This window comes from Sporocytophaga sp., assembly GCF_017745095.1.
Lineage (GTDB): Bacteria > Bacteroidota > Bacteroidia > Cytophagales > Cytophagaceae > Sporocytophaga.
Genome location: NZ_JAGHZZ010000004.1, coordinates 272,629 through 290,403, shown reverse-complemented (window position 1 = coordinate 290,403; position 17,775 = coordinate 272,629). Strand labels below are relative to the sequence as shown.

General features: G+C 36.6%; 14 protein-coding genes. 6 read left to right on the top strand and 8 right to left on the bottom strand.

The annotated features are described in order from the left end of the window. Positions 1-32: 32 nt before the first annotated feature. Positions 33-1,535: an MFS transporter gene (locus J7604_RS08190; RefSeq protein WP_293893894.1), complete on the bottom strand. Its 1,503-nt coding sequence runs from the start codon at positions 1,533-1,535 to the stop codon at positions 33-35. Positions 1,536-1,707: 172 nt separating this feature from the next. On the opposite strand from J7604_RS08190, the gene J7604_RS08185 reads away from it, so the two are divergent. From J7604_RS08185 to J7604_RS08165, 5 genes are all read left to right on the top strand, one after another. Continuing rightward, positions 1,708-1,971: a hypothetical protein gene (locus J7604_RS08185; RefSeq protein WP_293893891.1), complete on the top strand. Its 264-nt coding sequence runs from the start codon at positions 1,708-1,710 to the stop codon at positions 1,969-1,971. Positions 1,972-2,022: 51 nt separating this feature from the next. Beyond that, positions 2,023-2,238, top strand: a complete 216-nt coding sequence (locus tag J7604_RS08180; protein ID WP_293893888.1) for a hypothetical protein — start codon at positions 2,023-2,025, stop codon at positions 2,236-2,238. Positions 2,239-2,346: 108 nt separating this feature from the next. Further along, positions 2,347-5,937 carry a DNA polymerase III subunit alpha gene (dnaE, locus tag J7604_RS08175; protein ID WP_293893885.1) on the top strand — a complete coding sequence of 1,197 codons (3,591 nt, stop codon included), beginning with the start codon at positions 2,347-2,349 and terminating at the stop codon, positions 5,935-5,937. A gap of 76 nt (positions 5,938-6,013) precedes the next feature. Further along, the gene (trxA, locus tag J7604_RS08170) at positions 6,014-6,334 is read left to right on the top strand and encodes a thioredoxin (RefSeq protein WP_028979679.1); all 321 of its coding nucleotides are present in this window, start codon (positions 6,014-6,016) and stop codon (positions 6,332-6,334) included. Between the two features lie 204 nt (positions 6,335-6,538). Further along, positions 6,539-7,075, top strand: a complete 537-nt coding sequence (locus J7604_RS08165) for a hypothetical protein (RefSeq protein ID WP_293893880.1) — start codon at positions 6,539-6,541, stop codon at positions 7,073-7,075. A 32-nt stretch (positions 7,076-7,107) separates the two neighbouring features. Here J7604_RS08165 and J7604_RS08160 read toward each other — a convergent pair whose 3' ends face one another. From J7604_RS08160 to J7604_RS08140, 5 genes are all read right to left on the bottom strand, one after another. After that, positions 7,108-8,415 (bottom strand): HTTM domain-containing protein, encoded by a 1,308-nt coding sequence (locus J7604_RS08160; RefSeq protein ID WP_293893877.1) that lies wholly within the window; start codon positions 8,413-8,415, stop codon positions 7,108-7,110. A 117-nt stretch (positions 8,416-8,532) separates the two neighbouring features. Next, a complete protein-coding gene (locus tag J7604_RS08155; RefSeq protein ID WP_293893874.1) occupies positions 8,533-9,099 on the bottom strand; it encodes a hypothetical protein in 567 nt (188 codons plus the stop codon). Between the two features lie 91 nt (positions 9,100-9,190). After that, positions 9,191-10,576, bottom strand: a complete 1,386-nt coding sequence (locus tag J7604_RS08150) for a T9SS C-terminal target domain-containing protein (RefSeq protein ID WP_293893871.1) — start codon at positions 10,574-10,576, stop codon at positions 9,191-9,193. Between the two features lie 155 nt (positions 10,577-10,731). After that, the gene (locus tag J7604_RS08145; RefSeq protein ID WP_293893868.1) at positions 10,732-13,539 is read right to left on the bottom strand and encodes a TonB-dependent receptor; all 2,808 of its coding nucleotides are present in this window, start codon (positions 13,537-13,539) and stop codon (positions 10,732-10,734) included. Between the two features lie 349 nt (positions 13,540-13,888). Next, on the bottom strand, positions 13,889-14,236 hold the full coding sequence (locus tag J7604_RS08140; RefSeq protein ID WP_045467490.1) for a helix-turn-helix transcriptional regulator: 348 nt from the start codon (positions 14,234-14,236) through the stop codon (positions 13,889-13,891). A gap of 178 nt (positions 14,237-14,414) precedes the next feature. On the opposite strand from J7604_RS08140, the gene J7604_RS08135 reads away from it, so the two are divergent. Next, entirely contained in the window at positions 14,415-15,656 is a 1,242-nt protein-coding gene (locus tag J7604_RS08135) for an MFS transporter (RefSeq protein ID WP_293893862.1), read from the top strand. A 34-nt stretch (positions 15,657-15,690) separates the two neighbouring features. Here J7604_RS08135 and J7604_RS08130 read toward each other — a convergent pair whose 3' ends face one another. Together J7604_RS08130 and J7604_RS08125 are read right to left on the bottom strand one after the other, a co-directional pair. Then, complete coding sequence (locus J7604_RS08130; RefSeq protein ID WP_051313009.1) at positions 15,691-16,023, bottom strand: GNAT family N-acetyltransferase; 333 nt, start codon at positions 16,021-16,023, stop codon at positions 15,691-15,693. A 138-nt stretch (positions 16,024-16,161) separates the two neighbouring features. After that, positions 16,162-17,724: a hypothetical protein gene (locus J7604_RS08125; protein WP_293893853.1), complete on the bottom strand. Its 1,563-nt coding sequence runs from the start codon at positions 17,722-17,724 to the stop codon at positions 16,162-16,164. Positions 17,725-17,775: the final 51 nt, after the last annotated feature.

Genomic DNA, 17,775 nt, shown 5'->3' with positions numbered 1-17,775 from the left:
AACAATCAAATCTCATGTCGCGCCAATAATGGCTATTGAAGAATTGAAGAATCTGTTTTAGATGAATAAATCAGATCTTCGTCATTATCGTTTTCCAGCTTTTCTAAAGCAGAATATACTTTAGCTTTTGATAGAGACAATGGTTTGCGTTGCTTGAATAGAGTGATATTTTTCAAGTCTCCAACTAACTGCCTTTTCAAATTTGACCAGAGTGATTCTTTTTCTATCTCGACTCCCTCCTTCAGATTTGCAAGCATCTTAAAGCTTAACACACCAAGAATTACCGAGAATACAAAAGGAAAATCCCATGACTGCAGGCTTATAAAATGAATTGCCTCTTTCATGTCTGGACCAGAATAATTAAAACCAATTGAGAGATCCTTTAGAGTAAAATAACCGGAAACCATACCTGACAACAAAGGACCAAAGCCGGCAAATATGGAATTACTCATGTTCATGGAGATAAGGAAAACAGATCCCTTTCCCTTAGGCGCCAATTTTAAACCTATATTCCCTACAGCCAGAGATATACCACCATTGGCTATACCTATCATTATATGAATGATAATCAGTAAAGGCAGAGTAAGCAAATGCTTAGCAGGAAACGTGGTATAAGTCCAGGCAAGAACGGACAGCATATACAGAGGCACACAAATTCTAAGTACAGCTTTATTATTTAAGGTATCGGAATATTTACCCCAGAAGCCAAGAGACATGATAGTGACCAGCTGTGCAAGCACGGTAAGACCGATTACAATACTGACAGGATATTGAAGTTGACTTAGCAGATACACTGAGAAAAATGGTGTAGCAAAATTTGAAGCCAGATTCCATAGGATAGTAAAACCTATAAGTGTTCTCAGATTTTCATTGGCAAATGGTCTTGTCAATTCTCTAAATGAGAACACAGGAAATTCTTTCATTTCAGGTTCATGTGTTTGAGAAAGCAAAAAAGTACTTAGCAAACCCAACCCTCCTGCTACCAGGAAAAAGCAACCGAATACGAATCTCATCATTTCATGTCCTGCAAAATGATCAAGGACGAATCCGGTTAAAAAGGAAACAGCAACAGCAAAAGCCTGAGCCCATCTGATTCTATTACTGAAAAATCTTCCCAGCTGCTCAGAAGGAATAAGATCATGCATCCAGGATGTCCAAGAACCGCCTGAAATTGCTCCAACAAAGTTATGAACAAACATTACCCCAATTAAAAGATAGATCAGCCAACTCCCCTGTGAAAACAAACATGCGAAACCTAATATCAGCAAAGGGAATCTGCCTAAAAATGAAAATAAGACGCAAACCTTCCTTCTACTTTTAATTTTATTAAGAAACCAAACTGAAAACAACTGGAAGAGATTTGCAAAAACAGGAATGCAGGCAAGCAAACCAAGTTGCAAACCTGAAGCGCCTAATAACAATGCAAAAGCAACTAATACAGGACCGCCGCTGAAACCGGACATAGACTGGGAAACGATACCATCGGAAAGTACCAGTTTCTTTGCCCTTTCAAGTAAGTGAGAATTATCTTCCAAAGCTGAGTTAAACTGAATGTGGGAACACAGATATCAACGATATAAAGTCACAAAAAATTTCCTGAATATAGCATTGACAGAAAAAAATGTAATGCTTATCTTTACTATAGATGTGATTGATATAGCAGTAAGGAATATAGGCTTTGTTTTTAACTGAAAATAAACTACCGATATGAAAACCTTAAAAGAATTTTTAAAATCCACCATCATCAATCTATGCATATTCAGCACTACCTTATTAGCTTTTTATGCTAGTGCCATGTTCTTCATGATACTTCTTCTGGAAGAAACTTATTTTAACCGTCCCAATCCCGTTTTAAAAGACGACTTTGAAGTGCTAATTCAGAAGCTTCATAATGCCCCTGAAATTCTTCGTGATATCCTTTATCCAAATCAAGATAATAAAGATGTAAAAATTGCAAAAGAAGGATTTTAAGCACACTTAACATTTCATGCATTTCCTTGTTGTATTTTCAAAAGGTAAAATATGGAAAACCCCGAATATTTTGACGGACCAGACGGAGAGGAACTAGGTGATATTGAGGATCCTAAGTTTGGAAGAAAAAGGCAAAATCTGGAAATGCTTCCTATTCAAGAACTCAGAAAAAGAGCCGAATTAAGGAAGATCAAAGATTTTGAAACCCTTAATAAGCAAAAGCTTATTGAAGCACTCCATAAATATGAGGAATCAAACCAAAAATAGTAAATAGCAGGAATCCGACAGCAGGTTATTTTTGTTCACAATATTGTTGAAAACTTTTGAAGAATATCAATTAATTTTAGAATTCAACTTTATTGTCAAATACCCGAAATGCCGGATTTCGCACATTTACACGTACATACCCAATTTTCCCTTCTTGACGGAGCAGCCAACATAACTGACCTGATGAAAAAGGCTCAGAAAGACGAGATGAAGGCTGTTGCAATTACCGACCATGGAAACATGTTTGGAGTTTTCAAATTTGTTGCAGAAGCAAACAAATACAATGTAAAACCTATAGTCGGATGTGAATTTTATCTTGTAGAAGACCGTCATAAAAAATCGTTTACCAAAACGGATAAGGACGTCCGCCGCCATCAGCTCCTGCTTGCTAAAAATCCTGAAGGATATAAGAACCTAGCCAAGCTCTGCTCTCTGGGATACATGGAAGGACTTTACGGAAAGTATCCGAGAATTGATAAGGAACTAATCTTAAAATACCATAAAGGACTTATTGCAACCACATGTTGCATAGGAGCTGAAGTACCACAAACAATTCTTAAAAAAGGAGAAGAAGAAGGTGAAAAAGTCTTTAAATGGTGGCTGGATCTTTTTGGGGAAGATTATTATGTAGAACTTCAGCGTCACGATATACCGGAACAGAATATAGTAAATGAAGTGCTTATAAAATTTGCACTGAAACACAAGGTGAAAATTATTGCATCCAACGATTCTCACTATGTAGATCAGGAAGATTCCAATGCACACGACATTCTGCTATGCATTAATACCGGAGAAAAACAAAGCACCCCTACTAACAAAGAGTTTTCTGACGACGGAGCCTTTACTAAAGGAACCCGTTTTGCTTTTTACAACGATCAGTTTTATTTCAAAACTAAAGCTGAAATGGGAAAACTTTTTCACGATATCCCTTCAGCAGTAGATAATACAATTGAAATCGTTGATAAAGTAGAAAGTCTGAAACTCAAAAGAGATATTCTGCTTCCCAACTTCCCTATTCCTGATTCCTTTAAAGTGAATACCGGACCAGATGCCGATGTACTGAATCAGTGGGAGTTTCTAAAACATTTAACCTTTGAGGGGGCAAGAAAAAAATATAGGGAAATAACACCTGAAATCGAAGAGCGCCTCAACTTTGAGCTATTTACCATCAAAACGATGGGATTTGCGGGTTACTTCCTTATCGTACAAGATTTCATCAATAAAGGGAAAGAGATAGGTGTATTCGTTGGACCAGGAAGGGGTTCGGCGGCAGGATCTGCTGTTGCATATTGTGTTGGTATTACCAATATAGACCCGATCAAGTACGATCTGCTTTTTGAGCGTTTTCTGAATCCGGACAGAAAGAGCATGCCCGATATTGATACAGACTTTGACGACACAGGACGCCAGAAAGTAATTGATTATGTTGTTGAAAAATATGGAAAAACTCAAGTAGCTCAAATCGTAACTTACGGTTCGATGGCAGCGAAAATGAGTATCAAGGACGTTGCCAGGGTACTTGATCTTCCGCTTAGTGACTCAAATGCGCTTGCCAAACTCGTTCCTGAAAAACCTGGTATTGAGCTCAACAGAGTTCTGACTGCACCTATTGATGGCGCAGGCAGCTTAAGTGAAAAAGAAGGACTTAATCCCGATGATCTGGAAGGAGTAAAAAAACTCCGTGAGATCATGAATGGAAAAGATCTTCAGGCTAATGTACTAAAAGAAGCACTGGTACTTGAAGGATCTGTAAGAGGCACAGGTGTTCATGCTGCAGGTATCATCATTGCACCACAGGACCTTTCCGACCTGATGCCGGTAGCAACTTCCAAAGATTCCGATCTTCTGCTTACACAATATGATGGAAAAGTAATCGAGGATGCGGGAGTAATCAAGATGGACTTTCTGGGCTTAAAAACCCTGACAATTATAAAGGACGCACTTGCCCTAATAAAGAAGAACAAGGGACTTGAGATAGAGATTGACGAAATTGATCTGGAAGATCAAAAAACATTTGAACTATACCAAAGAGGCGAGACAAACGGAACATTCCAGTTCGAGTCCGTGGGTATGCAGAAATACCTGAAGGAACTAAAACCCGATAAGTTTTCTGACCTTATTGCGATGAACGCCCTTTACCGTCCGGGTCCTCTCGAATACATCCCTAACTATATCCGCCGTAAGCATGGCAAAGAGCCTATCACTTACGATATAGCGGAAATGGAGCAATACCTGAAGGATACCTATGGTATTAACGTTTATCAGGAGCAGGTTATGCTTCTGTCTCAGAAGCTTGCCAACTTCAGCAAGGGAGATGCCGACGTTCTGCGTAAGGCCATGGGTAAGAAAGATAAAGCTACCCTGGATAAAATGAAGAGTAAGTTTATGGATGGTTGCGGAGCAAATGGCCATGATCTTAAAGTTGCCGATAAAGTCTGGACTGACTGGGAAGCATTTGCATCTTATGCCTTCAACAAATCTCACTCAACCTGTTATGCCTTTGTTGCATTCCAGACTGCGTTCTTAAAAGCACACCATCCGGCGGAATATATGGCATCGGTACTTACTCATAACATGAGTAACATCGATAAGATCTCCTTCTTCATGGATGAATGTAAGAAGATAGGGTTAACAGTTCTTGGGCCGGACATCAATGAAAGTTCCATGACCTTTGACGTTAACAAGGAAGGTAAAATCCGTTTTGGACTTGGAGCGATCAAGGGAGCTGGAGAAGCTGCTATCGCAGCAATTATCTCAGAAAGAGAAGAAAACGGTCCTTATACAGACCTGTTTAATCTGGTTCAAAGAGTAAACCTTCGTACCATGAATAAGAAGACTTTCGAATGTTTTGCTTATGCTGGTGCGTTTGATTCGTTCGGGCTACATCGGGGACAATATTTCTTTGTAACTGCAGACAAAGACAATACAAGCACAATAGAGAAAATCATCAGGTACGGATCTGCTTATCAGCAGGATAAAGATGCGAACCAACAGAGCCTGTTTGGTAGTTCTAGTAGTGTTGAGGTCGCCAAGCCAAAAATTCCGGATTGCGAGCCATGGAGTGAAATTGAGAAATTAAAATTTGAGCGAGATGTTGTAGGATTTTATATTTCAGGACACCCTCTGGATCAGTATAGAATGGAAATTGACAATTTCTGTACTTGCCCTGCAGATAAAGTTTTTGACTACAAAAACAGGGAAGTTTCTGTAGCTGGAATAGTGGGAACTGCGAATGTAAGACAGATGAAAAACGGTAAATCATTCATCGTTTTCAGTCTGGAAGATTTTGACGGTAAAATCGAAATGGCGCTCTTCGGAGAAGATTATCTGAAGTTTGCGCATTGGATAAAACCGGGAGAGTTTTTACACATTCGAGGGAAAGTGCAACAAAGATATAACGGCGATCAATGGGAATTCAAACCGCTTAATATTAGTCTACTGGCTGATATTAGGCAAAAAATGGTAAAAGGAGTATCTGTAAAATTAAATATCCAGGGATTAAAACCAGAGACATTAAATAGTCTTGAAGAAGTAATCACTGGCAACCTTGGCAATACGGAATTGAAATTTACGCTCTCCGATGACATAGAAAACATTCACGTTGAGCTATTTTCGCGAAAATTCAAAGTAGACCCAAACAATACATTACTCGACCAGTTAAAAAATCTTAATGAGGTGGAGTATAAAATTCTATTTTGATAGAAACTAAATATTTAAAAAAATAGTAAGTTTACGGTCTGGTAATAATTAATAAACCTCTTTTTATTTTAAAAATATGGGAAAAGCAATAGAAATCACAGACGCTAATTTTGAAGATATAACCAACACAGACAAACCTGTGCTAGTTGATTTCTGGGCTGAATGGTGCGGACCCTGCAAAATGATCGGTCCGGTTGTAGAAGAACTTGCTGCTGACTATGAAGGAAAAGCTATAATAGGAAAAGTAGATGTAGACAACAACCCTAACACTTCGGCAAAATTTGGTATCAGAAGTATTCCTACTCTTCTGGTTATTAAAAACGGAAAGATTGTCGAAAAACAAGTTGGCGCTGTTCCTAAAAATGTTCTAAGTCAAAAAATTGAAGCTCATTTGTAATTAAAAAATGATTTTCATAAAATAAAAAGAGGCTGCCTTGTCAGGCAGTCTCTTTTTATTTTTATATCCCCTTCTTCCCTATTCACTTTTTCTTTATCCTCATAATACTACCGCAGATAAAGAGCCTCAGCAGGGAGATTAATACAGCTAAAAACAAATTTCATTTTGTAAAGCTTAAATATACATAGCTACTATTCAATCAAGATGAAATACATTTTATTATTGTTATCTGCTTTAACATCATGTCTTGATAGTCTTAAAGTAAAAAACGGAATTGCTTACGAAGCCAGCGAAGGATTAGTACTTGCCAAAGACAGCATCAATTATGATAAATTGTTTCAAAGACTTGCGCGTTCAGAAGCTGACTTTATGTTGACTATAAAGTCAGTTAAAATTGAACCGACAATCAAACATTCTGATAATATCCTGCTGATACAAAGACCAACTTATGAAATTAAAACAGTTAATATTACCACTTCAGCACCAGCAATCAAAAAGGTAAAGACTGATATCAAAGAAGTAGTTTTGTCGAACGAACCAAAGCTTGATGAAGCTGTCAGAGCTGAAATCAAACCTATTAAACCTATTATCATTAAGGATACTGTTCTGCCACTTATAAAGCCTGCTATGGATACCATTTGGACAAAAGTAGAAACTGGCGATACTGAATTTCAAGAAATGGAGACGACTAAAAAGACAAAAAGGAGAAAGAAGTTTTTATTCTTTAAAAATAAAGAATAAAAAAGTTTTGAGGATGTTCCTTTTAATCCGAACTAATATCTTAAAGGAATAATCCAGTCTGAATGTTTGAAATGATGCCAGGTTACCTGAGCGAGATCGGCCTTGGGGTCAATAAAGACTTCAAGGTCTCTTCCATTCAGACTTAAATGAGAATCTGCAAATATCTGCACAGACTTCTCTCCTTTTTCCTCCATCTCCTGCTTCAAATACTGTACATATTGCCAAATCATATCGGGATCAGAACACATAGAATTATATTGTCCTATAGATATTTTATTCTGAGGATAATCGTGCATAAGCATTCTCCCCTTAGCATCTTTAATGATAAACGACAAATCACCATGCTTGGAATTCAGCATCATTCTCCAAGCCATAGAATAGCCTTCTTCATTCCAGTTTACATCACCTTCATAATGCCAGTGCCTTAGTGGTAAATATATTTGAATCAATGCATATACCATTAGGATGTATGCGATTGCAGTTCCTTTCTCTTCCACCTTTAATGAGGAAATATTTTCAGTATGGGTGTTAAATAAAATCTGAGTAATTGCAGAAGGCGGGAAATACAGAACTAATGCACCGATCATTAAGAAAGGAAATGTACCAACCTGAAATACAATTGCATTAAAAAGGTTAAAGAAAATAGCCAGTACTACGGCATACTTTCTTGTTTTTGACCAAAGTAAAAGTGGCACTATAAAAAGGTCAAAACATAATCCACCATAAAAAATAAGGTACTTCATTAAGTCAGATCTGAACAAGGCCCCTACCGTTGGCCAACTACTACACTCATCAAATTTATATGAAAGTGGTTTCATAGCAAGCCAATCCGGGTTGACCTTTGCTATACCTGCGAATATAAATACAATAGAAATCTGAAATACAAGAATATAATGACACCAAGCCGAACAAGTTTTTTCTTCAGTGACCATTCCTATTTTAACATCCAATGATAACCTTTTATGAGAAGGAATAAATATCAATAAGAAGGCAAGCAAGAGCATCAGGTAGTAGTGATTATTATAATGAGCTTTCTGCATGAGATAACTTCCCCACCACATAAATGCAAAGAGTACTGAGCTTAATCTGTAAAATAATCCGGATGCTATTGCAAGGCCAAGAAGGGCCATGGTTGCGTAATAGAAATACATTCCATTGCCTTGCAAGGGTTTCAACCATTCTATGCTAATATAATTGAATACATATTTTGGCTCGATAAAAATATCATAAACCCATCCGGTGATTAATGCTCCGGAAGTTTCAATAAAAATGATAATCCCGAATACAATTCTGAAAGCAACAATGCCACTATTGTCTATTCTTTTGAACAGGCTCTCCATTTGAAAAATTTAATATTAAAAATCGGAAAACTGCTAGTAAAAACAAACGACAATAGACTGAAAAAACAAAAAGCCCGCTGATCAACGGGCTTTAAGAACAAAGAAAATTAATCGAAATCAGTTTTTTCTTAGAAGACTATCCAGACCGGCATTAATCCAGGCCTGCTTCTTTTTATTATAAGTCCAAGTGAGATTTGGAAATTCCACATAAGTAATATCATTTTTATATTTTTCGATATTGCCTGTTGAGATATATTCATGAAGCAAGGTTACTCCTTTATCGTGCGCTTCTTCATCTGACAAAATAGGTGTCAGGAAAATTTCTTCAAAGTCCGTAATTTTGCCGTTTGCATCTTTTCTAAACCTTCCAGCTTCCGCTCTTTTATTGGCTTCATAAAGGCTCGGCACCCTTCTTATTACCATAAAATAATGAAAACCATCTTTATCAATGTAGTATTGATCTAATGAAAAAAGTTTTTTACGTTGTTCATATCCCTCTCTGAATTTTTCTTCAAAGCGAGTTTCCATATTAGCCCCAGCCTGAAGTTTATCCATTTGAATAATAAGCGTGGTAAGCAAACTATCTTTTTGCCTAGCTGTAAGAAGGTTTTCCGGATCATAAGACTTCTTACAAGAAAGAAATACACTGGTTAATAAGATAAATATTATTGATTTCTTTAGCATGATCTCTCCTGTTTAAAATGCTATAGATAATTTTGTTATAAAAAAGCCGGAGACTAGCGACTCCGGCTTTAGGGAATTATTTGATTTGGTATTAATAAGCTATGTTCTTAGGATCGAAGTTAGTCCATCCTTGCATCCAGTTATTTGAAGCATCAAATGCACCTACGAAAGAAGTTTGCTCAAGACCAGCAGATACTGTAGAAGAACCTGTAAGAAGAGGTGAACCAGCTTTCAATAGTGGGTTTATATTTGAAAGTTCGAAGATGTTAGCAACATTTGAAGTTGAATCTATTTTCTGATTAACAACACCAGCAAAGTAATCTGACAAGTTAAATCCTGCAAGAATTCTGTTGTTAGCAGTAAAACCAGTTGTATCGAAAGAAGTGATAGCAGCAAGCGTTTTGTATCTGCTTAAGAAGTTACCAGAGAATTTTGAACCAGAATTAGTTTTCTCAAAGTTTACTGCAGTTGGGAAACCGATGATAACACTGTTATAAATTGCTTGTGCAGTGTTTCTTCTTAGGTGAGCTCCCTGACCGTAGCTTCCGCTGATATCACCGAATGTATAGTTGTAAATTTTTCCACTTTTTGCAGCTACAGATTTAACTTTGAAAGCATAAGGACCAAGAACTGTTATATTAGAAAACTGAGCAGCTGTTAGAGGTTGATTAGAAGAACCATCTTTATCATTATCAGATTCAAAACCATTTGAAAGAGATATATCAGCGATAGAAGGATCTCTTACCACAATACCATACTGAACATTTCCAGAGAATCCGTTATCTGTATCGAAATCATCATCCCAGCTTCTGAAAGCTACAAGATATTTGGCATTTACAGTTCCACCGAACCATTCGAAGGCATCATCACCAGAGAAAGACACCTGAACGTGATCAACTTTAGTTGAACGACCAACACTTCCGAATGTCACTCCGTTTAATTCGTTATCAGGAGAAAGAGCTATACCAGCGAACTCAACTCTTACATACTGGAATTCACCCGAATTATCATCAGCATCAGTACCGCCATGGAAACCATTATCTCCAGTAGAAGCAGAAACACCTTCAATTTTAACGCTAGCACCACCATTATTAGGAGCCTTTCCAAGCAATACTATACCGCCCCAGTCACCATAGTTTTTATAACCTGATGGCGCAGCAGAAGTAAAGATTATAGGATTAGATGCTGTTCCGACCGCATGGATTTTTGCACCTCTGTCAATTATAAGAGCACCTTTGGTTACTTTATCACCATAAATAACAGTTCCTGCAGGAATAGTCAGCTCAGCTGGAGCAGCAACATAAACATTACTTCTCAGGATATATTTTTTTCCTGCTTCAAGAGTCATGTTTTGAGTTATTGTACCTTCAAGGGTAACTTCATTTGAAGGAGTTACTTTAGCATCGTCTTTGTCTTTTTTACATGCAAAATTTACCGCCATTAATGCAGCAAGAAAAATAGATGATAATCTTTTCATAATTTAATTTATTGTTTGTTTTAACCTTTAAAGCTTCACAAAGCTAACCTTCCAGTATTAAGCAAATGTTAAGCACTTGTTAGTAAATGTTAAAATCAAAGGGCCTTTGTCGTTAATCGACAAAGGCCCTTTTTTATTCAACGAATTAATTTCAATTAAAAAGAATAAGATATACCAGCTGTTATATACTGACCTCTTCTGTTCTTCTGAAAATACCCGTCAACAGAAGTGATCTTTGAATCAAAGTTTGAATCATACATCAATTTATACTGTTGATTAAACAAATCCTGTATACCAAACCTCACAAGGAATCTATCAGTGATACCTTTAGTTACAGTTAAATCCACAACATTTCTTGGCATTTCATAAATGGTTGGAGTATTGTTATTTCCAACAAGGAATATCCTCTTACCAATTACGTTATAAAGTAATGTCACTTGCCAACGGGCATCAGGGTTGTTATAATAAAGCCCTGCATTGATAACATATGGAGATTGTCCTTGCATTGGTCTTGACTTTTCTTTGATATCTGTATTTCCAAGATCTACACGGCTTCTTATAACAGAAGCATTTGATACAAGACTAAGGTTTTCTAAAAATTTACTATTGGAAATAAATGACAACGATTTTCTCAACTCCAACTCTGCTCCTACACTGCTTGATTTCGGTGCATTTCCATAAGTGAATACAGGTAAAGAAGCACCTTGCTCATTATATATCTCAATTGGATTTATAAAGCTTTTATAGAAAACACCCAAAACTATATTCTCAGCAGGTGTAGGATATAGTTCCCATCTAAGATCATAGTTATTAATGTTCGCAATTTTCAACTTAGGATTACCGACATAGTTCACGTTATATTCAAAGTCATAATAGGAGAAAGGTGCAAGCTCTCTGAAATTACCTCTGTTAACAGTTCTGCTGTATGCAGCTCTTATAAGCATTTTTTCACTGAAGGTATAGCTAAGATTCGCAAATGGCAGTAGGTTGGTATTGGTAGTATTAACTTTGTCTCCTACGTTGAACGATGGTGTTGTTAATTCCTGATGATAGTTTTCTAAACGTAATCCTGTTGAAAGATTGAAATTATTAAGAAACCCAAAAGAAGTTCCGACATATCCTGCAGATAAAAAGCTATTGGCTTGATAAGCATCAGTCAAGTTGGTTCCCTCTTCTATTACCAGCTTGTTTGGTGCTATATTTCCCGGATCAAATATCTGGTCAACGGGCTGAGAATTAAAATTCTGATTTTCCGGTAATGATGGATTTTCAAAATCTGCCCATTTATAAGATAACCACCTTGCTTCAAAATCTCTTTTCTTATATTCAAAATAATAACCACCTTTTACAATGAATGGCTTTGCCGTATCAGAATCTCTGAAATTATGTTCAAGATCTCCGCTAGTCATCACAAGGTTTTCATTCATATTGGAATAAAATCTTGCTGCATCAAATGTGGAAGCTGAAGATGGGATCTGTACTTGAAAAGCCTCATTTGATCCAGTAGGTCTCTGAGATCTTACTCTTCTGTAATCAGGTTCATTTCTGTTTATATTACTATAGCCGACAGTCCAGTTAAATTTAGTCTTATCATTAGTAAGATTATGCTCTCCCTGTAATTGTCCCATATAGATTCCTCTGCTTAAATACCAAATAGCCAGATTCTGCAGATCATATTTATTCATCAAATCAACTCCATTTCTTTCTGTTGTCTGACTGGTTCCTAATCTAGTATAAAGATTTCTGAATAAAATTTTATTTCTTGAATTGTACTCAAATGTCCAGTTGGAAATAAGTCCAATGTTAACATTTCTTGAATACTGAGCATCTGTTACACTTGTTCTCATAGGTGTATTCTGCGCGCTTTCATCGAAAGCATCATACGAAGCTCTTGAAATTTTGAAATAAGTATAAGCATTAGTATAGTTTACTGAAGATATGTTTGATACCTTAACACCTTTCACAAAGAATTTCCTTGAAAGGTTAATATTGAATCTCATATCAGGCAATGCAGTCGTTGATTGTGTACTCCATGAATTCTTGAACGACTTACTCACATCAAACAGCTGGTTGCTATAGTAGTTTCTTAAATTGTCATTTGGAAAGTTTGAAGGAAGGCCTCTTTTTGAATCTACTCCAATAAAATCCGTTCCGCTGCCTTTTTCAAGATGAAGGTTATTAAAAGTTGTTCCAATCCTGTCAGACAAAGAGAATCCAATTTGTGTAGCATTGGTATCTACAATGTTTCTAGTGTAAACTTTGATAACAGCTCCGGCGAAATCTCCAGGAAGATCTGCAGCACCGGATTTATATATTAAAAGTCTGTCTAAAAGTCCGCTTGGTATCACATCGAATGAAAAGCTTCTTCTGTCAATCTCTGTGCTCGGGGCCATCATATCATTCAGCATTACGGCATTGTATCTTTCACTTAATCCTCTTACTACAACGAATCTATTATCTACAACAGTTACTCCGGGTATTCTTCGCATTACATCAGCAGTAGTTCTGTCCTGTGATTTACTTATCTGTTCTGCGGAAACACCGGTAACAACCTCCTCACTTTCTTTAATTTCCTGCACAACAGCTTTTTCACTATTGGTTACTTTTGTTCCGGTAACAACTACTTCAGCAATTTGCTCCGGATCAGTTTTCATCTCTATATTTAGCTTTGTAGTTTCGTCCGCTTTAATAACTACATTGTGTACAAACTTATTTTCATAACCGAGGTATTCAACTTTGATAGTGTAAGTTCCAGGCTTTATGCCTTTTATCAGATAATCACCATCAATACCTGTTGCGGTTCCTAGTCCTGCGCCCTCAACAAAAACTGTAGCTCCGATCAAAGATTCTCCAAGAGAGTCTTTAACAATTCCGGAAACATTCCCCGTTTGTGCGAATACATTGCTTTGTGCAAAAACAAGAGTGGAGAAGAGAAAAAATAAAATAGAATAATACTTATTCATATCAGTTTAGATTTGTTTTTCTTTATCGGCAACAAAATTAAGTAGAACCGAACTGATAAGACCTCAACAAGCAGTTAAGGAAATATTAACAAATCATATCCAATGTTAAGCAAATGTTAAAACCATGCAAATAAAGGATACATCTTACCTGATACAACCGAATTGCGTCTTAACAATTTCTTAACATAAACTTTATACTACAGAAATACGAGAATAGCAAACTCACTCTCCTTTTAACAATAGCAAATCATTGAAGCCACTTTTTAAAGGAGACATCAATCATTTAATAAATAAAAAAGCGAAAGCCCTCTTTAGAACTTTCGCTTTTTAAATCAGATTATTTTTAGAGTTAATTCTGTAAAACTTTCTTAGTATTCTCTATTGCTCTGAAAGATTCATTGTAAAATCTGTCCATGAAAATCTTAGACAATCTGAATTGTTCTTCATCTAGAGAATAATACACCCTTGGCCCATCTATCGCACCTTTGATAAGGCCAGCTTCCTTAAGGTCTTTAAGATGCTGACTGATAGTTGACTGGGACAATGGAAGTTCATTTACGATACTTCCGCACAAACAAGGCCCTTTTGCAGCTAATAACTCCATAATAGCAACTCTGGCCGGATGAGCAAGAGCTTTTGCCAATACAGAAATTTTTACCTGATGCGCCTGAAATTCATTCCTTTTTGTAATAGCCATATGAAAAAATTTTATATCGCAATTTTACGTTCTTTTATTAGAAAAACAATACATTTCTTGAAATAACAATTAAATATTTCTCCCTTATATGTATAGAGCAGCCAGCTTTAACAAATATTTTCTATCCTGCTTTTTCGGTAAATTCTAAGAGTAACTTGAGTACATTTGCTATCGGAATATGAAAGTTATAACTCACGACCCTTACGCTGCCCTCAGGATAGCAGATTTCAGATTATTTATTTTTTCAAGATTATTTCTGACTTTATCTGTACAAATGCAGACCGTAGTTGTAGGATGGCAGATTTATGACCTGACAAAAGATCCGCTTGCACTTGGATTGATAGGACTTGCAGAATTTCTTCCTTCTATCTCAGTTTCATTGATTGCCGGACACGTAGCGGATATTGTCCCTAGAAAAAGGATTATTGTGGCCTGTATGGCTTTATTACTTTTCTGTACCGGCTCATTGTTTTATTTCACAACTGATCTTTCGACATTCCTTGCCAGATATAATGCCTTGCCAATTTATATAGTAATCTTCATAAGCGGATTTGCAAGAGGATTTATCGGACCAGCACTTTTCTCATTTATGCCTCAGTTGGTTTCAAGAGAGATTTACGCCAATGCCATCACCTGGAACTCCAGTACATGGCAGGCAGCTGCAGTGGGAGGACCAGCCCTAGGAGGACTTATATATGGATTTCACGGCATCAGTATATCCTATTTTACAGATCTTTCACTTATGATTATTGCAATAGCTCTTATGAGTTTTGTAAAAAGCAGGCCTGTACCACCATCCGATGAAAGTGCAAGTTCAATATTTGAAAGAATTAAAGTAGGGATCAAATTCGTATTTACCAATCAACTTATTCTAAGTGCCATCAGTCTGGATCTCTTTGCCGTTCTGTTTGGAGGAGCAGTAGCACTACTTCCTGTTTTTGCTAAAGACATTTTACATGAAGGTCCACAGGCATTGGGTTATCTAAGAGCAGCTCCAGCATTGGGAGCTGTGACCATGGCAGTGATCATGGCATACAAGCCAATCAAACAACAGGCAGGATTAAAAATGCTAGGTGCTGTGGCAGGCTTTGGATTGGCAATGATTGTATTTGCTGTTTCCAAAAACTTCTGGCTATCTTTTGCAGCACTGCTTATGAGCGGAGTTTTTGACAGCATCAGTGTAATCATCCGGTCAACGCTAGTTCACACACTTACTCCAGAAAGTATGAAGGGGAGAGTATCAGCAGTTAACAATATTTTCATAGGATCATCTAATGAACTGGGCGCATTTGAATCAGGAGTAGCTGCAAGGTTTTTAGGAGTAGTACCTTCAGTAATTTTCGGTGGCTGTATGACTTTGCTTGTTGTTGCAGTAACCCGTATAAAAGCAAAGAAGCTTAAATCCCTTAATCTGGACTAAGCTTCTTTCCCTTAAAACACATTAACTATTAAAATCAATTATCGCTTAAAACAATATTTTGTAATTCCTCTCTTTTCAACACCATCTCATTCAACTCAGGATGCTCTATCAGGTAATTGGCTATGTAAGAACAGGACGTTTTAATTTTTAAATTATTCTTTTTGGCAAACTTCACTACATGTTCTATCACTTTCTTTGCGATGCCTTTGCCTCTCAAATTCTGAGGAACAAATAAAACACGTAGGTCAATTATGCCGTCAAATCTTTCATATTTAAGTGTTGCGCTGCGGCCAGCTATATCTATGTAAAATTTTTTATACTGCTGATCATGGTTAATTTTAAGCGTCATCTCATCCTCCTTTTTCAAATTTTCAAAAAACGTATTTAAATATCTAACCCTCAAGAAAGTCAAATTGTTATATACGTTAATATCTAGGAAACAAAGGATTTTCGTGAATTCGTTCAATCATGAACAACTTTCCACCGACGCAATTCCCAATACTGTCTAAAGCTTAAATTTAGCTATGGAAGATGATTTACCCAATAAACCTTTCTTCCCTACCAATACTATATTAGACTCATCCAAAAAGAGTGTATAATCCCTCACCAGAACCAATTTATCCTGATTAGGCAATACAATATTTTTTATGATCTTGCCAGACTTCCGGTCAAATGAAACCATATTGATAGAGTGGGGAGCTGCATCCATTCCCTCTGTTGAGGCATAAAGGATGCGAATATGATCTTTGGGAGAATTATCAAGAACGAATGAAATTGTATTCAAACCGTCATTTGCAGGATATACCTGATTCTTTGCCAGGTAACTGCTCCATTGTTTATCGCCATCCTTATTGAAAGAATAAAGGATAATCCCCTCTGTCTGCACATGACCAAGGATTTCAACATTGTGAGATTTATCAAATGCATCCTTTTTGATATGAGGATATCCGTCTGCATACAAATCTCTTTTCTCAAGAGCAATCATGACTGATTTGTCAGGATTAATAATAAAATGAGTCAAGTCGTAATCCATCCAGTTCTCCTCACCTTTCAAGTCTTTATTTTTCTTACGCTCCTTTGTTATGACATTTTTCATGTCATCCGTCAACTCTTCATAGATGATCATATCAACACTCTTATCTGTGAAATTGCATTTAGTATATTTCACGCCTGTCAATTTCTCCTGGGAAAGCTCCAGGTTGGCAATGTAAATACCGTCATCCTGAAAGGAAATGTGGAAATCATCCTTCTGATGATTTGATCCTGGAAACTCTATGATATCAAAATCTTTGGTAACAAGACTGTATCTGATAAAATTAACTTTCCCAAAGTTGTTTACATTGATCAGATAAACTAAGCCTTCATTGTCTACATAAATACCATTGTTAACGAAATCATTATCTATGCCAACCTTTCCTCTTGACAAAAGATTGCATTGACTGTCGTAAACGCTCACACTTGCCGTGAGATTTTTTTCTCCGTAATTAAATACATAGGAAACGAACTTTTTATTGTCGGGAGAAAAATGAACGTTATGCTTGTATTCAAAAGGAGTGACAAAATTATGATTTGCATGCTCGCATACTACATCAAGGAATGATTCTTTAACTCTTCCCTTATGCGGATGCATTTCCCAATCCCCCACCTCAAATGATTCCAGTTCTTTAGTCCAAATTCTGGAACCATTGGAAATGTCAAAACCATAAGCTTCCATTTTGGTCTTCTTCTCTGCTTCATTATGAATTACAGAAAGTAAAACCAAGTCTTTACCATTATAATAAAGGTCTTTATAATCTTCATAAGTCTCCACATTCAGATTTATCTTCCATATAGAATTTAATTCCTGATTATATCTTTCAAGAGAAAATTCAGATTTCCCAGACTGGTTTCCTTTGACTTTTGCAAGTGTAATAAAATCCGTTTCGGAAATACGGACAATATCATTTCTTCCATCTGGCTCGCTGTATGGGCTTCCTAACCCGAATTCCTTGTTTAATAAAAGGGTTTGTGAATGCACTTGTAAAGTTAGTCCTGACAATAGTATCAGGATCGTTAATAAAAATCTCATAGTAAATTGGTTAAATGGTTGACAAATTTAACCAAATCCTGGTTTTGAAAA

What these genes read in the sequence shown, in the direction of transcription:
- dnaE (WP_293893885.1), top strand. Translation starts at nt 2,347, where the DNA reads ATGCCGGATTTCGCACATTTACACGTACATACCCAATTTTCCCTTCTT.
- J7604_RS08165 (WP_293893880.1), top strand. Translation starts at nt 6,539, where the DNA reads ATGAAATACATTTTATTATTGTTATCTGCTTTAACATCATGTCTTGAT.
- J7604_RS08180 (WP_293893888.1), top strand. Translation starts at nt 2,023, where the DNA reads ATGGAAAACCCCGAATATTTTGACGGACCAGACGGAGAGGAACTAGGT.
- J7604_RS08160 (WP_293893877.1), bottom strand. Translation starts at nt 8,415, where the DNA reads ATGGAGAGCCTGTTCAAAAGAATAGACAATAGTGGCATTGTTGCTTTC.
- J7604_RS08135 (WP_293893862.1), top strand. Translation starts at nt 14,415, where the DNA reads ATGAAAGTTATAACTCACGACCCTTACGCTGCCCTCAGGATAGCAGAT.
- J7604_RS08140 (WP_045467490.1), bottom strand. Translation starts at nt 14,236, where the DNA reads ATGGCTATTACAAAAAGGAATGAATTTCAGGCGCATCAGGTAAAAATT.
- J7604_RS08150 (WP_293893871.1), bottom strand. Translation starts at nt 10,576, where the DNA reads ATGAAAAGATTATCATCTATTTTTCTTGCTGCATTAATGGCGGTAAAT.
- J7604_RS08145 (WP_293893868.1), bottom strand. Translation starts at nt 13,539, where the DNA reads ATGAATAAGTATTATTCTATTTTATTTTTTCTCTTCTCCACTCTTGTT.
- J7604_RS08185 (WP_293893891.1), top strand. Translation starts at nt 1,708, where the DNA reads ATGAAAACCTTAAAAGAATTTTTAAAATCCACCATCATCAATCTATGC.
- trxA (WP_028979679.1), top strand. Translation starts at nt 6,014, where the DNA reads ATGGGAAAAGCAATAGAAATCACAGACGCTAATTTTGAAGATATAACC.
- J7604_RS08155 (WP_293893874.1), bottom strand. Translation starts at nt 9,099, where the DNA reads ATGCTAAAGAAATCAATAATATTTATCTTATTAACCAGTGTATTTCTT.
- J7604_RS08125 (WP_293893853.1), bottom strand. Translation starts at nt 17,724, where the DNA reads ATGAGATTTTTATTAACGATCCTGATACTATTGTCAGGACTAACTTTA.